We start from the raw sequence: 20,120 nt of genomic DNA, 5'->3' as shown, positions 1-20,120 counted from the left end.
GTATTAATCCCCGATACTGTTTTTGAAGTTGATTTCCTTCGCTTCTTGACCCCTTAACACGCTATTTCCTTTATGGAGATCATCTTGTTTTACAACACGATCCTGTTTCCAACCAGATTCATTGAACTGTCCACTTTGCCCGTAAACGGTCAATGCATTTTGGTAACAAGTGAGGTGGATATGATGTTCGGCAATGCCGTTCTCTCTCATTAAGGCCGCGGTTCTTGGAACGGATAACGGATCACTTACTCCCCAATCGGCTGAGCTGTCCACAATAATCTTTTCAGAACCATAGGTGTTTACAATATTCACCATCCGCATTTTGCTCATCTTGGTTTTCGGGTAGATGGTAAAGGCGGCCCAAAAGCCTCTATCCAGCACATGTTTAACGGTTTCTTCATTGTTGTGGTCTATGACCACCATATGTTCTGGAATGCCATGTTCCTGGATGACATCCATACTCCTTAGGGTTCCATTTTTCTTATCTCGATGCGGAGTATGAACCATAACGGGAAGTTCAAATTCCTTGGCGAGTTCCAGTTGTAAGCGGAAGTATTTGTCCTCGGCTTGGGATTGATCATCATACCCAATTTCACCAACGGCCACAACACCTTCCTTGGCCAAAAATTGTGGTAGGACTTCCATGACCTGCTCGGCCAACTCCTCATTGTTCGCTTCCTTGGAATTCAGTCCGATGGTGCAATAATGCTTGATTCCAAATTGCGAAGCCCTAAAGCGTTCCCAACCGACCAGCATGCTAAAGTAATCCTTGAAGGATCCCACTGTAGTGCGAGGTTGTCCCAACCAGAAAGCCGGTTCAATAACAGCCACAATACCGGCTTCCCTCATGGCTTCATAATCGTCTGTGGTCCTTGAGACCATATGTATATGGGGGTCTATATAGTGCATTAGTTCAAATTTAATTCGTTCATTTTTCCTATGTTGTACCAAAATTCCTCGTCCTGAATTGTATTGGAATCCAAAATCGCCTCAATGGCATCTTTTTCGAAAGTTTCAAGTTCCTTTGCCAAAATTAATTGTTTGACATTTTCCCGTAGGTGCTGATGTACAAGTCGCCATACTTCTGGAGAAACTGTTCGATTTGCCGCCCAGCGCTCCTGAATATAATCTTGTAGCATATAAGCCAGCTCCTTGTTTCTTCTTTTGTCTATATTTTGGACTTTGTACAGGGGTCTATCCATAAAAACCGCTTTTAAAATCAATTGGTTCCATGCAGGGTCCTCCAGATAAGCCGCAGCAAAAGGATTCCCAAGACAAATGGCGTCAAACACGTTCACCATATTGGTGCGGACTCCTTCTTTAACCTGTGGAGCGAAATCGGCTGCATTGTCCAATAAAAACAGACTTTTATAGAGCGCTACCAATTCTTTCATCTCGGCAATTTCAAAAAAACCACTTAGTACCTGTGCGTCTTTATTTGTGTCCAGGGAACATACCAATACTGTCCTTGCCAGATCTTGTTTGGTCCAATCGGTATTGCCAAACCCGGGATATATGCTATTCAGTTCTTGAATTTCTCCAGTATGCCATTCCGGGACATCCTTGGTAATAAAACGCGATGCCTGGCTAAAGAAAATTGGAAACCTCTTCGTGTTTTCCTTGATGCCTACCGTTTTTAAATTCAACCAATCTTGTTCTTCAAGAGACAATTTGTTTAAAACGTAATTGGCAAAATCTAACTTTCTATCTCCCATTTTATCCTTCACGCATTGTTTTGGAACAGATTTTTTCATTTTTTGGATTGCCTCCATTGGTAGATCAAGGAAACCAAAGCTATGACCAATCCTAAAAATTCTCTGGTACCCTCAAGGTATGGTTTTTCGTAGACCATTTCCCCAAAAAGTTCCGATTTGTTTTGCACTTGAATCCAATCCACAAAATGGGGGATATGCACAGCGCTGTATATGGCCAGTCCAATCATCATTAGCAACAGAATGTTCCGATTGATTGATTTAAAACCAACATATAAATGAACCAATGCCACCACACCATAAATGGAAAACCACAATATGCCATCTTTGTCATTTAATTGCAGAACCGCGAAGGCAGCGAACAAAATGAACAACAGTAGATTTAAGATTTTTCCCGTTGCAACTGATTTCTTTTGATTCCCCATGATTTTCAACTATGTTGGTGTCTTACCGCTTGTACAATGTAATCACTTTTTGTCAGAATAAGTTCTTCGTATCGATTGAAGCTTAAAGTTTCAATCCGACAAATCGTCTTTTGAAATTTTGTTTAAGGTATACCATGCCTCTGTGCTCCAAATATCCTGATCCGAACTACTTCTTAGGTTGGGGTTAAGATGGAAATACACCACATGGTTTTCTTTCAGGCCTTGGACGGAAACATAAACTGTCTTGCGATCATCTGATATTCCATTCACGCTGCTCCTGAGCATTTTGTGATCGAGTTTTGGCCCGCCATATGCTTCTGTAGGTAGATAATACCATTGTTCCACTTCCAACAGATTGGCTGGATCGGTATCTCCGGCCAAGGGTTCTGTAAATTCTATGGCAAAACCATTGGATTTGGATGTTATTTTTAGCATCTCAAAAGTGGTGTTGCCATTGTACTTCATGCGCTGAAGACCGTAGTTCAGCTTGCCGTAATGCAACCAATTACCAGATACGCCTATACCCCCGATTACGAGTGAACCATCAGGGGCCCATCTAATACGGTTAACCCCGGCTTCAATACCCTGGGTAAATCTGAACACGGCACCCTGCAGTTGACCTTCCACCTTTTCATAGGCCACCCGTTTGATGCCTCCATGTGTCACTTCACCATGTATCAATTGACTTTTGTACGGACCTACATCCAAATAGGAAGGTTCACTTGGGGAATTCCCAATTTCATCCTGTGGCAGCCAGACCACTGGCAATTTTTCATCAAGATTTGCAGTACCCTCTGGGTCTACCGACCTAGATCCATAGAATTCACCATTTTGGATATGGACAATTTTGGATGAAGGCAACCAATCTCCTTGATTATCCGCAACAAAAAGCTCTTTGTCCTTATTGAATCCTATTCCGTTGGGCGTACGCAGTCCATGCGCTATAAACTCCAAATCGCCACTTTCCTTGTTGACCTTGATCGTTTTCCCTCTGTCCGGAATCTGTGGTGAAGCACTTGCACCACCAGGAAGTATAGCGGTGGCCAGGGTAGCATAAAAATGCCCATCGTTGTATTCAAGACCAAAGGCAAATTCATGGAAATTATCTGAAACTTTCCATTTGTTGCTCACTACTTGGTACTCGTCAATAATTTCGTCACCGTCATGGTCAATGAGCTTGGTCAGTTCCTGTTTTTGAAGCACATATATTTCATCATCTACCACTTTTACACCCAAAGGTTCGGCTAGACCGGAGGCAATCCTTTTCACCACGATCTCGCCAGGATTCCCTGAAAGATAGTTTTTAATGACATACACTGACCCTTCTGCATCCCAAGTACTCAGGATCAGGGTGCTGTCCGATTTAAAATCCATTCCGCCAACACGAGGTTTAAAATCATCCGGTCTAGCTTGGAACAATGTAAAGGATGGATGCACATCTTCCAATGGTTTTTTATCCCCGGGTTTTCTAAGTTCCTTATCCTTTTCATCTGCCGACATTGGCGCTTCGTAAGGAGTTGTATCAGAAAAATGCGCTTCGGTATACGTCAATATTTCGTTGGGCAATAATTCGAATTGCTCATTGGCCTTGTTGAACCACTGAAACGACAATCCAGCATCTCCTCCTCCTTGTTCAAACTCAATTCTGATTTCATGCGCTCCCTTTTTCAGGTACATTTCACCATCTACCGCCTCTACCGCATGAAAACCGCCATTGTCAATTGCAAGTTCCTCATCCAAAAACAAGTAGGAACCATCATCGCTCATCAATCTAAAATCGTAGCTGCCAGTCTGTGGAATGGTGATTTGCCCTTTTAATACGAGCTTAAAATTGGCATTGATTCCCCCAAAATCATCGGTCTTAAGGATGTGTACATTGCTGGTTGTGGTTTTATTGGATGCTGCATTGGTTTCTATATCTTCATCGCCAGCCAAAAACAAGTGCGCTACCAAGCCGTTTCCGGATTTTGGTTTAACCTTTTCCTTAAAATCTAATGGAATGGATTCTGTGTCCAAAGTGAATTCTGCAGGGAGTTCGTCTTCCTCTTCATCCGAATCGGTATCCAAGGCCAGAATGTACTTTACCATTTCCTCCACATCTGCATCTGGAAGGTCTGGGTGGGCTGTCATCATGGCTTCTCCCCAAACTCCGTTTCCACCTAGTTTTATCTTTTCTGACAGGTTTTTAATTGTGGCGTCGTTCATGGGATATTTTTCAGCAATGGCCATATATGACGGACCTATCGTTTTAACCTCTTCATTGTGACAAGCTTTACAATCACTTCCTTCGATCAATCTTGCGCCAAGAGACATCTTTTTAGTGTTTTCCTCTAGGGCCAGCTCATTGTTATTCTGCTCCAGCTTGTCAAATCCTGGATGGAAGTAAGCACTAAAGATTGTCTTGGGTTCGTTGAACACCAAACTTCCCTTAATCTGTAGAATTTCACCATCCTCAAATTGAATTTCTTCTTTGGAAGTGTCAGTAAATGAACCTGTTGTTGAATAGTCGTTTTCATTTTGTAAGGAAGAGACCACGGTTTCCAAAACAACTTGGTAATCTGTTGGGTTGGAAATTTCGAAACTGCGCTGTAGCCCATTCTTATCACCTTCAGCAATGTAGGTTGGTGTCTCTACAACTTCAATGATTTCACTATCCGGAGTCATTAGCACATAGTTGAAACTCACCCCTCCATTGGTAAATTTATGTCCCTTGTATTGTACCTGGGCTTCGGTCTGCTTGCCATCTTTGGTAAGGGTCCATTGCTCCTTGTTGGATAAATAAGCATATCCCAAACTTGTAGGCTGGGGGCCGTGTTTTGTTGTATAAACGGCACCATCAAAGTTTACCCCACCTTTCCAAGCTTTGTACAAGGTGCCATCCTGGGTATCATAGGCTAACCACATATTGTTGTGCAACGCAGCCGTAACCATTCGCGGTTTTTTATCCAAAACCGATCTAAAAACCCAGGTTTCCATTGGTCTTTTATGCGGATCGGGTTTGGTAGAACAACTTGAAATCAATAGTAATACGGGAAGTATCAAGCTAAATAAGGCAGTTGATTTATTTCTGAATGTCATTTTGGTTGTTTAGTTTGGGCATGGGTTCATTAACTGGTTTGTGCAAAGGGTATGCCCGCTAGTTGATATTTCGACTTGGAAAGTTAGCGATTTGCATCTAGTTAAGTGTGCACTATTAAACACTGAAATATTTTGTACAATCACAATCCAATACGGACAGGATTGTTAAAAAACAGGGATTTAAGTTAAATCCCTTATTTGGTGGGCAATCCAGTTTTGATTAGGCCCACGAAATGGTTAATTTTCACATCTGATTGATTATGTGGTTTCGATGAAAGAAAATGTACAGGAGATAGAACCTTTTTTAGGCGATGGAATAGTGTACCATGCGGACAAATGCCTCCCTTTGGTTGACGCGGCCCAAAGAAACAAGATTAAGACCAAAATGTTGGCACGACATACCTATCCAGGTGATCGATTGGATGATAATACCTTGGGATTGAACAGCATTGGGTATTGGGATGCGCACGAACCCCAGGATTGGGGATTGGATTGGCATCGCAACGAAGGTATCGAATTCCATTTCTTGGAGTCCGGCAGTATGCCTTATGCGCAGGAAAACAAAGAAGTCCTTCTAAAGCCCAATTATTTAACCATTACAAGGCCCTGGGAGGTGCATAAGGTAGGCAATCCGTATGTGGGAATGGGTAAGTTTTACTGGGTCATCTTGGATTTGGGAGTACGTAGGCCCCATCAAGAATGGATTTGGCCTGATTGGGTTACTTTAACTCCCAACGATTTGAACAGGTTAACCACTATCTTGAGACAGAATGATCAGTCGATTTTAAAAACCAATAAAGAGGTTCGTGATTGTTTTATTGCACTTGGGAAGGCCATTGATGCCGATGAATTTGGTAGCAACGCCTCAAAAATAAGATTGCTTATCAATTATCTGTTGATTTTGATTCTGGATTTGGTGGATACGGACGATATTGTTCTGAACGAGTCACTTACCGAGAGTTCCAGAAGTGTGAACTTTTTTCTAAAGGAGTTGGAAAATAGCCTTTCGGAAAACTGGACCATTGAGGAAATGTCCCAATCTGCCGGGGTGGGCGTTACACGGTTTACGTACCATTGCAAACAAATTACCAACCTAACACCCATGCGCTATTTGATGATGCGACGCCTGGAGTTATCCAAAAAAATGCTTTTGGAAGAGCCTGAGCTCACGATAACCGAAGTGGCTTATCGAACGGGATTTACCACCAGTCAGTACTTTTCGTCCGTTTTCAAAAAACATGAAAAGTGTACACCTAATCAGTATCGGCTAAAACACTTGGACTTGGTTCTTTAGAACGCAGGTTACGTTTTCTCCAGAAATTATTAGGATTTGATCCATTAGGGCTTGTCCTGCTATCTTATTATTTCTTTCTAAATCATCTTTTGCTCTGACGGAATTATCATTTCGACAGCTTTTGTTGATGTCCTGCCCTTATTTCGCTTCAAAATTCTAAATCAAAAGTTATGTTTAAAAAATATCGGATACTGAAATGGGTATCGCTCTTTATTCTTGGTTTAATTATAGTTGTTGTATCCTTTGGGTTCTGGTTTAAAAGCTTGATACCAGCCAGAGATGAATCCGTAACATCTGCTTCAGCAACAGAATTGTCTTATTTGGTGAACAACCCTGTACCATATAGAGGCAAAATACTTGCTGTGGTGACCAGTGCAGATACCATGGGGAACAGTGAAAAAAGCACTGGTTATGAGTTGACAGAATTGGCAAGGGCATACTACACCTTCCAAGCCAACGGATTTGAAGTGGACATTGCCAGTCCAGATGGGGGAAAACCTCCCGTGGTTATTGACGATGAAGATATGGGAGCCTTTGACTTCGCATTTTTGAATGATTCCATCGCTCAACATAAAACAAGCCACACCATCCCCATGGACCAAGTGGTCTCAGAAGATTATCAAGCGGTTTTCTTTGCTGGCGGGAAAGGTGCCATGTTTGATTTTCCAAATAACACTGCTATTCAAGCATTGGTTAGAAACTATTATCAATCCAATAAAATTATTGGAGCTGTTTGCCATGGTCCAGCAGCCTTGGTCAATGTAACATTGGACAATGGACAGCATATATTGGACAACAAAACCGTAAGCGGTTTTACCAATAAAGAGGAACTGCTGCTAATCTCCGATGCTAAAACCATCTTTCCTTTTTTGCTACAGGATAAAATGGTGGAACAAGGTGCCAGGTTCAATGAAGGGGTTATGTATTTGGACAACGTTAGCCATGACCATAACTTGATAACCGGACAAAATCCATGGTCTACCTGGAGTGTGGCCGAACAAATGATTCAGCAAATGGGATACACCCCAAAACAGCGGGAAATCACTGCAGAGGAGAACGCGGTGCAGGTGCTTCTAAAATTTCATGAGTCAGGAAAACAACCGGCCAAGCAATTGATGGAAAACGTATTGGTGGAGCAGAATAAACCATTGGACCGTGTGTTGATCGCCAAGCATGGAATAATTGCTGCCATGAAAGGAGAGCTAGGGCAGTTTGCCACACTTATTGGGTTGGTTTCCCATGCCAAAAAGTGCGAAGCCAAAAGCGGGAAAATATAGCTACATTTGAGAAATTGGTTGTTTGGGATTTCTAGATATACTTCTTGTAATTATTAGCAGCGCCGGCCTTTTGCATGGTACTATGTTTGCGTTGTATCTGCTTTTCTTTAAAAAGAAAAGAACCTTGCCCAATTCCTTGTTGGCCTTGATACTGATGCTAATGGCATTTAGAATAGGCAAATCGGTACTGTTGTATTTTGGAAATGATCTTGAGCCTGCGTTTATTTTCGCAGGCTTGGCTTTTTTGTTAGGTATTGGTCCGATGTTGCGCTGGTATGTTAATGGAATGACAAGTTCAGGTTTTACCCTGCCGAAGTTTTATGCCTTGGAATTGATTCCCTTTGCCCTGGTTTTTCTGGCCAGTTTTTTCGTTAACAAAGCTTGGTTTGAGACGAACAATAAGGAAGTCATTATCATATTTGGGAGCGTACTTATTTTTATTTACCTGCATTTTGCCTTTTACATCTTTATCTCGAGTAGGGGTTACAAAAAAATGATAAAAAACCATCCCAAGGAGCTTCGGACCAAATCCCAAAAAGCCATTTTTAGCTGGTTGGGAATGCTACTTATAGGTTTAGTTATTATTTGGATTTCCTACGTGCTAAATATTGTGGAAGATGCAGTGCCTTATATCGTTGGGCCAATTATGTATTCCATGGTGGTCTATTTCTTGAGTTATAAAGCATTTCGACTCAAGGTGACGGATATGGATGGAAATGCTTTTAAAAGGAATAATGATTTAGACCTATTTCACCTATTGACTCGTCATCTGGTCGATAACAAGTTGTATTTGGAATCCGATATTTCCCTATCCAGTTTGAGCAAGTTGGTGAATGTTAGTACGCAGAAAACTTCCGAAGTCATCAACCAACATGCCAGGCAAAATTTCAATGACTTTGTTAATTTCTACAGGATTCAAGAGGCCAAGAAACTACTTGGGGACAAGGACAATGAAAATTTCACTATATCAAGCATAGCCTTTGATTCCGGCTTCAGTAGCCTGTCCTCTTTTAACAGCGCCTTCAAAAAATTTGAAGGGCTAACTCCTTCGGCCTTCAGGAAAACGCATTCAGCCTAAACAATTATGAGGATGATTTCCTAACAATTAGGTTAGGAGGGAGGACTATTCTTTTTTCTTTCCATGCAGATTTTTTTCCTACTTGCTCCAAGAACATTTGGGCAGCCTTTCTTCCCATTTCTAGAGGGGATTGGTCCATTGAACTAATGGGAGGGTCCATAAACTCAGTAAAAGGTTCATTGCTGAATCCAACAACACGGATGTCCGAGGGTATATTAAAACCATTGTTCTTTAACCATGTGATTGCACCCAGTGCTCCGTAATCCGTGGATGAGAAAATGGCATCTGGTGGATTTTTTAGCGCCATCTGGCTTTTTATTGCCTGTATGCCGTCTTCTGCCGTACTACGAATTTCTAAAACCAAATCTTGGACAGGCTCCTTTCCGTGATCTTTAAGTGCGCTTACATAACCTTGGTACCTGTCTTGGTATATTTCCAAAGATCTATCGCCCGAAAAATGAGCGATACGGGAACATCCCAATTCAATTAAATGTTTGGTGGCCTGATAGCCCCCCTGATAATCATCAAATATCACGGAACTAACCCCATTAATATCTTTCTTTCGGTCAAAGAAGACCAATGGAATACCTTTTTGTACTACCTCGTTCAGGTGTTCTGTATTTTTGGTAGATCGGGAGACTGAAATCAAAATGCCCTCCACCTGGGCATTTAACAGGCTTTTTATGGTTTGACCTTCCCGGTCCTCTTCTTCATGTGATTGACTTATGATGACATGGTATCCTTTGGGATGCAACTCTTCCTCAATTCCTCTAATAATTGTGGAAAAAAAACTGTGGTTGATGTAAGGGACTACCACCCCTACATTGTTGCTTCTTCCTTTTTTTAGGGCCAGGGCCAACTTATTGGGCTCATAGTTCATTTCCCTAGCGGTTTCCAGTACCAATTTTTTTGTGGCTTTACTTATTCTAGGGTTATTGTTCAGTGCCCGAGAGACCGTCGCAGCAGTAAGATTTAGCCGGTTGGCAATATCATAGATGGTTGTTTTGTTTGTCATTTGACAGAATCCAAAAATTCAAAATAGGATGAATTAAACGCTTACAACGGGAGCAAGATGGTAAAAATATTTTGATTACGCATTGTAAATTGCTATAATTGTGTAATCGATTGCACAAAAACATCCAAGTAGACTGAATTGGTTTATTCAAATGAATAGATTCTTACATAGTTGCCGAAGTTCAAAAATCACCATATAACCCGCAAAACCGCAACCGCCATGAATGACAAACAAACCAGAAGAAAATTTTTAACTGCGGTGTCCATGTTGGCCGCCGGAACTATGATGGAAGCATCGCCCTTAAACTTTGCATTTATGGGAAGAAAACTAAAAGTTGTGTTGGTGGGAACCGGGATAAGGGGCATCACATTTTGGGGTAAGCGATTGGTGGATACCTATTCGGACACCTTGGAGTTTGTAGGTTTATGCGATATTAATCCAGGCAGACTGGCTTTTGCCCAGAACTACATGGGCGTAAAGTGCAGCACTTATTCCAACTTTGATCAAATGGTTCAACAGAACCAACCGGATTTGGTCATTGTTACCACAACCGATTCCACGCATCATGAATACATTATCCGAGGTCTTGAGCTGGGGTGTGATGTATTGACAGAAAAACCCATGACCACTGATGAGGTCAAATGCCAGCAAATTATAGATGCCGAGAGGAAACACAACAATAAGGTAATTGTTGGATTCAATTATCGCTGGATTCCCTATAACACCAAAATAAAGGAATTGCTTCGGGAGGAGACCATTGGTAAAATAACCTCAGTAGATTTTAACTGGTATTTAAATACCTATCACGGAGCGTCCTATTTTAGGAGATGGCACGGCCTGCGTCAGACAGGGGGAACTTTGTGGGTGCACAAGGCCACACATCATTTTGATTTATTGAACTGGTGGTTGGATTCGGATCCCATGGAAGTATTTGCCTATGGGGATTTGGAGCATTATGGCAGTGCCAATACTTTTAGGGGAAAGAATTGCAGAGATTGTAAACATGTGGATAATTGTGATTTTCATTGGGATATCACCCAAAGCAAAATGGACATGAACCTCTATGTCAACAACGAAAAGCATGATGGTTATATCCGGGACAACTGTCTGTTTCGCGAAGAAATAAACATCTATGATAAGATGTCTTCCCAGATAAAATATGCCAATGGAACCGTAGTCAATTATTCATTGACTACCTATTCCCCGTTTGAAGGATGGCGGATTGCGTTCAATGGAACCAAGGGTAGGTTAGAGGCTTGGCACGATATTCCTTACCGCAAGGAAAATCCTTTGAGTCAAGAAGAACTCCACGCTTTGGAAATGACCCAGAACCTTAAGGAAGTGGAAGGGTACAAACCCATGATTCTCCATCATCTATGGAAAGACCATGAAACCGTACAAGTACCCATGGAAAGAGGGGGACATGGAGGAGGGGATAAGCGGCTTCATGAGAAAATCTTTAAACTCCCTAACACCCAAGACCCGTTTGACAGAGCTGCTGGGGTAAGGGACGGAGCTATGTCCATTCTTATTGGCATTGGGGCCAGGAAGAGTATTGAAAGTGGTCGCCCCATCAAAATAGCGGAGTTAACGGATCTTGAACCTCGGGAAAAAAGGTTGTAAAGGAATTCATAGAAGGAGTTATACATCGCTATTCCTTTAAAGTTTCAGTTTATACCCCTTGCGTTCCATCCAACCTGTAAAAGCCACCACAAGAAGTGCAAAAACGAAGGACAGCGATAGTCCAACAAAGCTGCTGTTGAAAATGTCCGGGAGCCGAAAGCCCAACAAACTGCGAATCGGGTACACCATGTATGGAATCATATAGCAGGTAAGGGTGGCTGTTCCGGCAGGGGAAATAAAGGTCGCCCATTTGGTTTTTTTCTTGATATCAGCCAAATAATGAAACAAAATGAAGGCCAAAACCCCAATTCCAGAGCAAATGGCTAACCATGAAGGGGTCCCTTGTATTTTTGAGATGCCCCAAATTGGTCCGGTAATCAATCCCATTGCTATGTTAACAATCCCCAAGATGGCCAAGATCAGATAGGCGTAATTTATTTTGGTAGTGGAATATTTTTGGAACAGCAAAGTGGTTAATACTCCAGCCGCAGTAAAAGCAGGGATGGTACCTTGGTACAGCACTGAGAAATATCGTAAAAATCCATCCGGGCCTTCCACTATTCCCAATTGAAAAAGAACGCACAGTACATTGAAAACAAACCAAACAAGCACAATCGCTGTTAAATTTCCTTTGGAATAAAGAAAGATTAGGGCGTTAGAAAGATATGCCCAGCCAATAAGCCCTAAAATACCCCACCAGTGCACTTGCATCCAATCCTGACCTGTATCTCCACCTTTGTAAATAATTGCCAGAAAGATCAATAAGACGGCACCTACTGCCCTAAAATGTGGATGATATTTTTTTGGAGTCGACGTTTTTTCCCAGTCAACCCAAACCAGGACAACGGCCAGGGTCATTAAGATTGTCCAGAAATCTTTTCCAATTAAAATGCCTTCGTCAAATGCTACTTCATAATTCATAAGGTAAAATCCTATGAGTAAAAGGGAAAACGAACGAATGAGAATATGTAAGGCAATGGATGATCTTGATTTTCCCTTATGCATTCTGTTCCTAATAGCGAAGGGGATACTTAGGCCTACGATAAATAAAAATAACGGGAAGATAATATCTGAAAAACCCAGATAATCTTCATTGCCAGCGGCATGCATGAGCCACTTGGGGACATTGGAAAGTGTCCAAAAGTCGTTTACCCAAATCATTAAGACCATGGTAACTGCTCGTAAAATATCTATGGATGCAAGGCGCATAAAATGTGATTTCCAACTATAATTAACAATTTGAAAGTATTGTTTTTTAAAAAGTCTAAATTATTTTTTATCTGAACGGTATGTTTGTGAAGTCCAATCACATGGTTTTCCTATATCGACGTGTTTCTTCACCAAATAGGGTGATTATCAAGTTTGTAGATTGGACAAAAACATCTAATTTTCATCCATCCTAATCCGGGGTTAAAGTTCAGTATTGAGTGCATTTTGGAACATAGAGAACAAGGTGAAGACCACGATTCCCATTCGGTATCATATCATATTTTGGGTGGTCTATTTTTTGTTCAATTCCATCCGATGGGGCAGTTATTTCCATGATTATTGGTACTCATTCAAATCCAATATGGTGGAGTTTCCATTGCATATGATTATGGTGTACTTCAACATTTACTACCTGGTTCCAAAATTTATTCTATCCAAACGATATAAAACCTATGTCCTGTTATTGCTGCTTGCCCTTGGGTGCCATTATTTTGTTAGGGTAGGCCTATCGTATTGGTGGGTTTGTGAAGTAATTTGGAGGGAGGCCGAAGGAATTCATGAACCCTTCGGGTTCAATCATATCGTTACCGTGGTTTTGGGCGAGATATATGTGATTGGGTTGGTCTCTGCCATAAAGTTCACTGTAGAATATGTGGTTCAATTGAATAAAAGCAAACATTTATTGGCACTACAATCAGAGACCGAACTTAAATTTTTAAAGGCAAGGATTCAGCCGCACTTTTTTTTCAATACCCTAAACAATCTTTACGCCCTTACCTTGCAGCGTTCCAAAAAAGCTGCAGAGGTCGTTCTTAAGTTGTCCGAAATCATGGAATATGTCATCTACGATATAAACATGAAAAAAATCCCTTTGGCCAAGGAAATCAAATACATAAAAAATTATATTGAACTGGAGCGAATTAGACATGGATATCAACTAAATTGCGATGTCCAGACCAAGGGACAATTGGATGATGTTAAACTTCCTCCTTTGTTGTTTTTACCTTTCGTAGAGAATTGCTTTAAACATGGGCAACTGAGTGATGGCAGTATTTGGATAAAGATGAAGAATGAAAGGGAAGGGGATTTGCTGACCTTTTATTTGACCAATGATTTTGATCCTGCCAACACCTCAAAAACAAAGGAAGGTATTGGTATAGCCAATACAAGACGACGACTCGAACTTTTATATGGAGATACCTATCAACTTGAGACGTATCCAGAGAACAATCAATACCATGTTGTATTAAAAATACCTTTAGGATGAAAATCAATTGCTTGATTATAGACGATGAACCCTTGGCTATCAGTATTTTGGAGTCCTATATCAAAAAGCTGGACAATGTTTGCGTTGTAAATACATATACCAAGGCCACGGATGCACTTTCCGACCTAGAAAATGAAGAGATAGATGTAATATTTCTGGATATCAACATGCCACATTTAAGCGGTCTTGAATTTCTTGGAAGTATGCAAAAACAACCGCTGGTGGTTATTACCACAGCCTACCGGGAATATGCCCTGGAAAGTTATGAGTTCAATGTGGTTGATTATTTGGTAAAGCCCATTCGTTTGGAGCGGTTTATGAAAGCGGTCAATAAGGTTTCTGAAAGGTTGATGATAACTAAGGAAGGCGCAATGGGTAGAAGAGAGGTGGAGAACACCTATTTTTTTATTCGGGCAAACAAGAAGATGGTGAAGATTCTGTTCAAGGAAATATTGTTCATTGAAAGCTTGAAAGACTATATCAAAATAAACACATTGTCAGGATATTACATTGTGTATCAATCCCTATCTGGGATTATTGCCGAACTACCAAAAAGCAATTTTCTTAGAGTTCATAAATCCTATGTGATTGCCATAGACAAGGTCATGTACATGGAAAGACACAATGTGGAAGTTGGCACTAAAAATATTCCCATAGGTCGTAGTTATCTTAAAATAGCCAAGGAACGGATTTTGGCGGATCATGTTTTCAATCTAAAAAATGAAAACTCCAATTCGATTTGAAAATGGTTCTCACAAGTTTTTAAGGAGAAGCGTCAGAAGAATAACCAGAACGGAATTGTCCGGAATGTGATTCTTGAAAAAAGCGTAGGCCCTTTTCATTTGGGTTTTGACCGTATTGATTGAAATGTCATTTTCCTTGGCAATTTCCGAATAACTCATATTGTAGGCCACATAGGAAATGAAAATTTCCCTTCTAGCGGTAGGTAATTTATCAAGCAATTCCCTAAGTCGTTGTTCATTGGAGATTTTGTTGGCCAACACTAAGGGTTCCTCAAACTCTCTTGGATTCAAGTTTTTTAGGATATCTACCTTTCTTTTTTTCTTTTCAATATGTTGTATGCTAAGGTTTTTTACAGCTCTTGCGGCATAGGTCTTAAAAGTACCTCTAACAGCAATTTCCTTTTCTTTTTGGCAGTACCAAACAAAGAAATCCTGCACCACATCCTTGGCAATATCTTGATTACCTACAATGCCAAAAGCCACCAATACCAGATAGGCATAATGCTCTCGGAAAAGGCCTTCCAATTTTTCTTCTTTTTGAGTAGTGATCTTCAATTTTCCCAGTTATTTACCAGATGTAAACTCTTACAGGGTTAGTGCTTCAAGCGTTAAATTTATAATTTTTTGTCAAAAACAAACCTCTAAAATTAGCGATTATTTAAAAAAAGCGCTGAAAGCTGTCACCCCAAAATAACATTTCCTTAACAATATATATAGAACACTATGTTATGTCCCACTCGGAAAAAATTATTGCGGCATTAAGACAAATTCAAAAAAATGGTCAGGTAAATCCTGAATTTAATCGATCTCTGAATGCCGAGGAAAAGGAACTTTTAGAAAATCTTTTGCAAAAGGGGTTAGTAGATGAATCCTTGAAGTTTTTGAACCAATTGGACATCGACAATGATTGGGGTTTGGTTAAGAAACGTTTGGAATCCATCAAGCCTATTCGATCCATAAATACTTCGCTGTTAAAATATGCGGCCATTTTAATTGGTCTTATAACAGCTACATATTTCTTCTTTAACGCAAATCTCAATACTGCCAAGGATTCCAATCCGGCAGATGTTATCACCTTAAAAATTGGAGGAGAGGATGTTAAAGTAATTGACCAAGGTGAAAATCAGGAAATTGTCGCTTCCAATGGTTTGGTCGTGGGTACCCAAAAAGGGGATATACTGATATACGACCAAAATGATGAGATTGAGGAATTGATCTATAATGAATTGGCGGTTCCCTATGGTCAAATTTTTAACCTTGAGCTTTCGGATGGCACCATTGTACACTTAAATGCCGGGAGCAGCATTAAGTATCCCATAAACTTTATCAAAAATCACAATCGAGAGGTTTTCCTTAATGGCGAAGCCTATTTTAAGGTGGCCAAAGACGTTGAACATCCATTTATTGTAAGTGCGGGAGAAGTGGCCGTAGAAGTTTTAGGAACGGAATTCAATGTGTCCTCATATGAGGAGGATTCGGAAATAAACACGGTTTTGGTAGAAGGTTCCGTGAGCATGTCCAACATCTCGGAATCCAATGAAAGCCTAATTCTGGAACCTGGGTTTAAAGGATCATTTAAGAAATCCGATCATAGCATTGCAAAAACCGCAGTGGATTTGGATTTGCACACCGGTTGGATCAAAGGAGAGCTGGTATTCAGAAAATCCGAATTCAATACTATGATCAAAAAGATTGAACGGAGGTACAATGTCTCCATTACCAACAATAGGGAGGAACTCAATCTAAAGAAATTCAATGCAAGGTTCCATGTAGATATAGAGAGCATACACGATGTAATGCAATCCATAAGCAATGTAACTCCGTTTGATTATACCATAGAAGCTAACGAAAACGTGATAATTTATTAACTAAACTACTTAAACTCTAAATGCCTATGAAATGAAGAAATCGTAAAAAACCACATAAAAAAAATCGGAAAATGGTTGCAACATCTTCCGATTTATGAAATGGACTAAATAATCTCAGTTCAAAAATTATTTAATAACCAAAACAAAAATATGAAAAAATGCCATAAAGGCAGTAGATTCAGCATTCCGCTGCCTAAAATTGATTTAAAAATGAAACTTACAACCTTTCTACTTCTAGTTTCATTGTTGAAAATAAACGCTAGTTCGTATTCTCAGAACACCAAATTGACCTTAAAACTAGACAATGTAACTGTTGAGCAAGTTTTTAATGAAATCGAGTCCAAATCCGAATTTCGATTCTTGTTCGAAAGTGAACAACTCAACTTAAATCGGAAAGTAAGTCTGGATATTGAAAGTAAAGATATCAGACACGTTCTTAAGTTACTTTTCAAAAATACTAATGTTAAATACAGAACTCTCAACCGTCAAATTTTACTATCCCGCAAAAAACTGGATAAGATATCCGGTTTTGATACCAATGCCGAAACTGATGATGATGAAATGGTTCAGCAGCAAATAAGTGGGAACGTTGTTGACTCAAATGGGGTTCCACTGGCAGGGGCCAGCGTGGTTGAAAAAGGGACCGTTAATGGTACCCAAACAGATTTTGAAGGTGACTTTAATTTGGAAGTAGCGGATAACAATGCCATTCTGGTAATCTCCTATATAGGATTTGCCACCAAGGAAGTATCGGTGGGTCAGCAAACCACCTTTAAAGTGACACTTTCCGAAAGTACAGCTGGCCTCGAAGAGGTCGTGGTAGTGGGTTACGGTTCGCAAAGAAAGAGTGATGTAACCGGGGCCATTACATCGGTTTCCGGAGACGACGTCAATGTGACCAAGGAAAGTAACGCCCTTAACGCTTTGGCTGGTAAGGCAGCCGGTGTGGATGTGAGCTTTGATAGTAACCAGCCCGGTAGTTCTCCAAGTATCTTGATTCGGGGTAGAAGTTCCCTTAATTTCTCCAATCAGCCTTTGTTTGTTGTGGACGGTATTCCGGTTTCTGGAGATCTAAGCGATTTTAACCCCAATGATATTCAATCCATAGAAATACTAAAAGATGCGTCATCCGCAGCCATTTATGGTGCCCGTGGTGCCAATGGTGTAGTATTGATTACCACTAAAAGAGGTAAGGCCGGTAAGGCACAGATCTCCTATGAATCCTATATCGGATTTTCAGAGCCCTATGAGAATATCGATTTGATGGACTCAGATCAGTGGGTGGCCATGAGGTTGGAGTCCCAACGGGCAGCAAGTGAGCAGGAGCAGGTCTTGGCCCCCGGCACTTTACCAATCCCTACCTTGGCTGATGGGTTGGAAGCTGGGCAACTGGAAGCCTTTCAGGCAGGAATTAATACCAATTTTCAAGACCTTATTTTTCAGAACGGACTACAACAGAATCATCAAGTTGGAGTTTCTGGAGGTTCTGAGAAAGTACGCTACAACGTATCCTTGAACTATTTCCAGCAGGAAGGAATCGTGAAAAATGCAGAATATGAAAGGTTGACCATGCGGACCAACCTGGATATGAATGTTACCGATAAATTGAAGGTAGGGCTTTCACAACAGATTTCCTTCGCTGATAGGGATGACTTGAACGATGGGAGTACACTGAGTTTCATCTTTAGAAATTCTCCGCTAACACGTCCTTTTGAGGAAGATGGAGTTACTCCTACCACGGATCCACTGGATGATGGTCTGATTTGGAATCCTTTGAATGATTTTGTAGCTGGCAATTACGTTGACAACAACAAGACCTTCAGATATTTTGCCAATATTTTTGGGACCTATCAATTTAATGATCATTTAAAGTATACCCTCAACATTGGCCCAGAATTTCGCATTGATAGGAACAACGATTTTAGGGGAACTCTCAGTTCCGTTAACCGTGGTGGTCTAAATACGGCACAGAAGGATCTTAGAAACACCACATCGTTTACCATTGAGAACTTGGTAAATTACAATAACACATTTAACGAGGTTCACACCTTGGATGCCACTTTCCTTTTTAGTGCCCAGGATATCAAAGATGATTTTACCACTTTGGCCGTAAGGGACTTGCCTTCCGAGTCGCAAACCTTCAACAATTTAGGGGATGCATCTGAAGTGACCAACAGGGACAGCTCGTTGGATACGGAGCGGTGGACTTCCTTTATGGCTAGATTCAACTATTCCTACAAGAGCAAGTATTTGTTTACCCTTACAGGAAGATACGACGGATCTTCCAAGCTTGCTGAAGGTAACAAGTGGGGCTTCTTCCCTTCAGGCTCCTTTGCCTGGAGAGTGAGTCAGGAAGATTTTCTACAAGAATCCGAGACCATTAGCAATTTAAAATTGCGTTTGGGCTATGGTACGGTAGGACGGAACCCCATTGACCCTTTTAGTACGTTAGGTGGACTTTCAAGGACCGAAGGATCTTTTAGTGATAGTCCAGCTTTTGGATTTAGACCCAACGAAATTGCAAACCCTGACCTGAAATGGGAAATCACTACCACCTTTGATGCTGGAATTGATTTTGGGTTTTACAACAATAGGATCTCTGGTTCCATAGATTACTATGTGGGTAATACTTCGGATTTGTTATTGGAAAGAACTATCCCGATCACATCTGGATTTAATTCGGTTCTTCAAAATGTAGGGGAAACCAAAAACCAGGGTATCGAGGTTGTGTTGAGTACCGTAAACGTACAAACAGAAGATTTTACATGGAGCACCGATTTCAATTTCTCCCGAAACCGAAGTGAGATAGTGAGCCTTTTGCAAGGTCAAGGGGATGATGTTGGCAACCGTTGGTTTATTGGAGATCAACTAAGTGTTTTCTACGATAGGGTGTTCGATGGAATCTGGCAATTGGATGAAACTGCACTGGCAGGTTCTTTTCAACGGATTCCCGGGGACATTAAACTTGCCGATTTGAATGGCGACGGTGTTCTAAACGATGACGACAGGAAAATAATTGGTTATCAAGACCCCCAATGGATTGGTGGTTTAACAAGTAATATAAACTACAAGGGTTGGGATTTCACTGTCGCAGTCTTGACTAGGCAAGGACATACCATAAGATCGCAGGCTTTTGGAAACAACAATTCTTTATTTGGAAGATATAACAATGTGGATGTGAATTATTGGACTCCTGAAAACCCAAGTAACTCCATTCCAAGACCCAATGCCAATCAAGAATCTCCTAAAGATGCCGGAGTGTTGAACTATTTCGATGGATCGTATGTACGGGTGAGGAACATTTCCTTGGGATATAACTTTAATGAGACATTTCTCGATAAAATAGGTTTGCAAAGACTGAGGTTCTATGTCACCGCCCAAAATCCATTTTTATTTACCTCAAGTGAGTTGATAGACGGAATTGATCCAGATGTTGCGAATAGTGGCCCAACTTCAAATTTCCCAGGGCGCAACTATTTGCCAAGTCCCAGAACATTCATCTTTGGACTGAGCACAACATTCTAAAAAACA

General features: G+C 40.8%; 15 protein-coding genes. 8 read left to right on the top strand and 7 right to left on the bottom strand.

From position 1 onward, the window contains the following. Window positions 1–3 precede the first annotated feature (3 nt). From FGG15_RS03070 to FGG15_RS03055, 4 genes are all read right to left on the bottom strand, one after another. Complete coding sequence (locus tag FGG15_RS03070) at window positions 4–909, bottom strand: TatD family hydrolase (RefSeq protein WP_138833091.1); 906 nt, start codon at window positions 907–909, stop codon at window positions 4–6. After that, complete coding sequence (locus FGG15_RS03065; RefSeq protein WP_138833089.1) at window positions 909–1,754, bottom strand: EboA domain-containing protein; 846 nt, start codon at window positions 1,752–1,754, stop codon at window positions 909–911. Before FGG15_RS03065 ends, FGG15_RS03070 begins: the two co-directional genes overlap by 1 nt. Next, on the bottom strand, window positions 1,751–2,137 hold the full coding sequence (locus tag FGG15_RS03060; protein ID WP_138833087.1) for a transmembrane 220 family protein: 387 nt from the start codon (window positions 2,135–2,137) through the stop codon (window positions 1,751–1,753). The genes FGG15_RS03065 and FGG15_RS03060 overlap by 4 nt, the downstream gene beginning before the upstream one ends. A 90-nt stretch (window positions 2,138–2,227) precedes the next feature. Beyond that, window positions 2,228–5,215 carry a PA14 domain-containing protein gene (locus FGG15_RS03055; RefSeq protein ID WP_138833085.1) on the bottom strand — a complete coding sequence of 996 codons (2,988 nt, stop codon included), beginning with the start codon at window positions 5,213–5,215 and terminating at the stop codon, window positions 2,228–2,230. 271 nt (window positions 5,216–5,486) lie between these two features. Here FGG15_RS03055 and FGG15_RS03050 point away from each other — a divergent pair, with 271 nt between their 5' ends. The 3 genes from FGG15_RS03050 to FGG15_RS03040 all read left to right on the top strand — a co-directional run bounded on the left by FGG15_RS03050 (window position 5,487) and on the right by FGG15_RS03040 (window position 8,864). Next, window positions 5,487–6,509 (top strand): AraC family transcriptional regulator, encoded by a 1,023-nt coding sequence (locus tag FGG15_RS03050; RefSeq protein WP_138833083.1) that lies wholly within the window; start codon window positions 5,487–5,489, stop codon window positions 6,507–6,509. A 170-nt stretch (window positions 6,510–6,679) separates the two neighbouring features. Then, window positions 6,680–7,786 (top strand): type 1 glutamine amidotransferase domain-containing protein, encoded by a 1,107-nt coding sequence (locus tag FGG15_RS03045; RefSeq protein ID WP_138833081.1) that lies wholly within the window; start codon window positions 6,680–6,682, stop codon window positions 7,784–7,786. A gap of 82 nt (window positions 7,787–7,868) precedes the next feature. Then, window positions 7,869–8,864, top strand: coding sequence for a helix-turn-helix domain-containing protein (locus FGG15_RS03040; RefSeq protein WP_161991909.1), 996 nt, complete (start codon window positions 7,869–7,871; stop codon window positions 8,862–8,864). Between the two features lie 4 nt (window positions 8,865–8,868). On the opposite strand, the gene FGG15_RS03035 is transcribed toward FGG15_RS03040, so the two are convergent. Beyond that, window positions 8,869–9,879, bottom strand: coding sequence for a LacI family DNA-binding transcriptional regulator (locus FGG15_RS03035; protein ID WP_138833076.1), 1,011 nt, complete (start codon window positions 9,877–9,879; stop codon window positions 8,869–8,871). 219 nt (window positions 9,880–10,098) lie between these two features. Here FGG15_RS03035 and FGG15_RS03030 point away from each other — a divergent pair, with 219 nt between their 5' ends. Beyond that, window positions 10,099–11,502 (top strand): Gfo/Idh/MocA family oxidoreductase, encoded by a 1,404-nt coding sequence (locus tag FGG15_RS03030; protein WP_237561735.1) that lies wholly within the window; start codon window positions 10,099–10,101, stop codon window positions 11,500–11,502. 36 nt (window positions 11,503–11,538) lie between these two features. On the opposite strand, the gene FGG15_RS03025 is transcribed toward FGG15_RS03030, so the two are convergent. Next, a complete protein-coding gene (locus FGG15_RS03025) occupies window positions 11,539–12,711 on the bottom strand; it encodes a heparan-alpha-glucosaminide N-acetyltransferase domain-containing protein (RefSeq protein WP_138833074.1) in 1,173 nt (390 codons plus the stop codon). 214 nt (window positions 12,712–12,925) lie between these two features. Between FGG15_RS03025 and FGG15_RS03020 the strand changes: the two genes are divergently transcribed. After that, window positions 12,926–13,978: a sensor histidine kinase gene (locus tag FGG15_RS03020; protein ID WP_237561734.1), complete on the top strand. Its 1,053-nt coding sequence runs from the start codon at window positions 12,926–12,928 to the stop codon at window positions 13,976–13,978. Next, window positions 13,975–14,721 (top strand): LytR/AlgR family response regulator transcription factor, encoded by a 747-nt coding sequence (locus FGG15_RS03015; RefSeq protein ID WP_138833072.1) that lies wholly within the window; start codon window positions 13,975–13,977, stop codon window positions 14,719–14,721. Before FGG15_RS03020 ends, FGG15_RS03015 begins: the two co-directional genes overlap by 4 nt. A 9-nt stretch (window positions 14,722–14,730) precedes the next feature. On the opposite strand, the gene FGG15_RS03010 is transcribed toward FGG15_RS03015, so the two are convergent. Further along, window positions 14,731–15,276, bottom strand: coding sequence for a sigma-70 family RNA polymerase sigma factor (locus FGG15_RS03010; protein ID WP_161991908.1), 546 nt, complete (start codon window positions 15,274–15,276; stop codon window positions 14,731–14,733). 173 nt (window positions 15,277–15,449) lie between these two features. Between FGG15_RS03010 and FGG15_RS03005 the strand changes: the two genes are divergently transcribed. Both FGG15_RS03005 and FGG15_RS03000 read left to right on the top strand, forming a co-directional pair. Continuing rightward, the gene (locus tag FGG15_RS03005; protein WP_138833068.1) at window positions 15,450–16,589 is read left to right on the top strand and encodes a FecR family protein; all 1,140 of its coding nucleotides are present in this window, start codon (window positions 15,450–15,452) and stop codon (window positions 16,587–16,589) included. 210 nt (window positions 16,590–16,799) lie between these two features. Then, complete coding sequence (locus tag FGG15_RS03000) at window positions 16,800–20,114, top strand: TonB-dependent receptor (protein ID WP_161991907.1); 3,315 nt, start codon at window positions 16,800–16,802, stop codon at window positions 20,112–20,114. Window positions 20,115–20,120 lie beyond the last annotated feature (6 nt).

The organism is Flagellimonas algicola, from assembly GCF_005937185.1.
Classification (GTDB): Bacteria; Bacteroidota; Bacteroidia; order Flavobacteriales; family Flavobacteriaceae; genus Flagellimonas; species Flagellimonas algicola.
The sequence above is the reverse complement of the archived record's forward strand: the minus strand, read 5'-3'. Positions and strand labels throughout refer to the sequence as shown.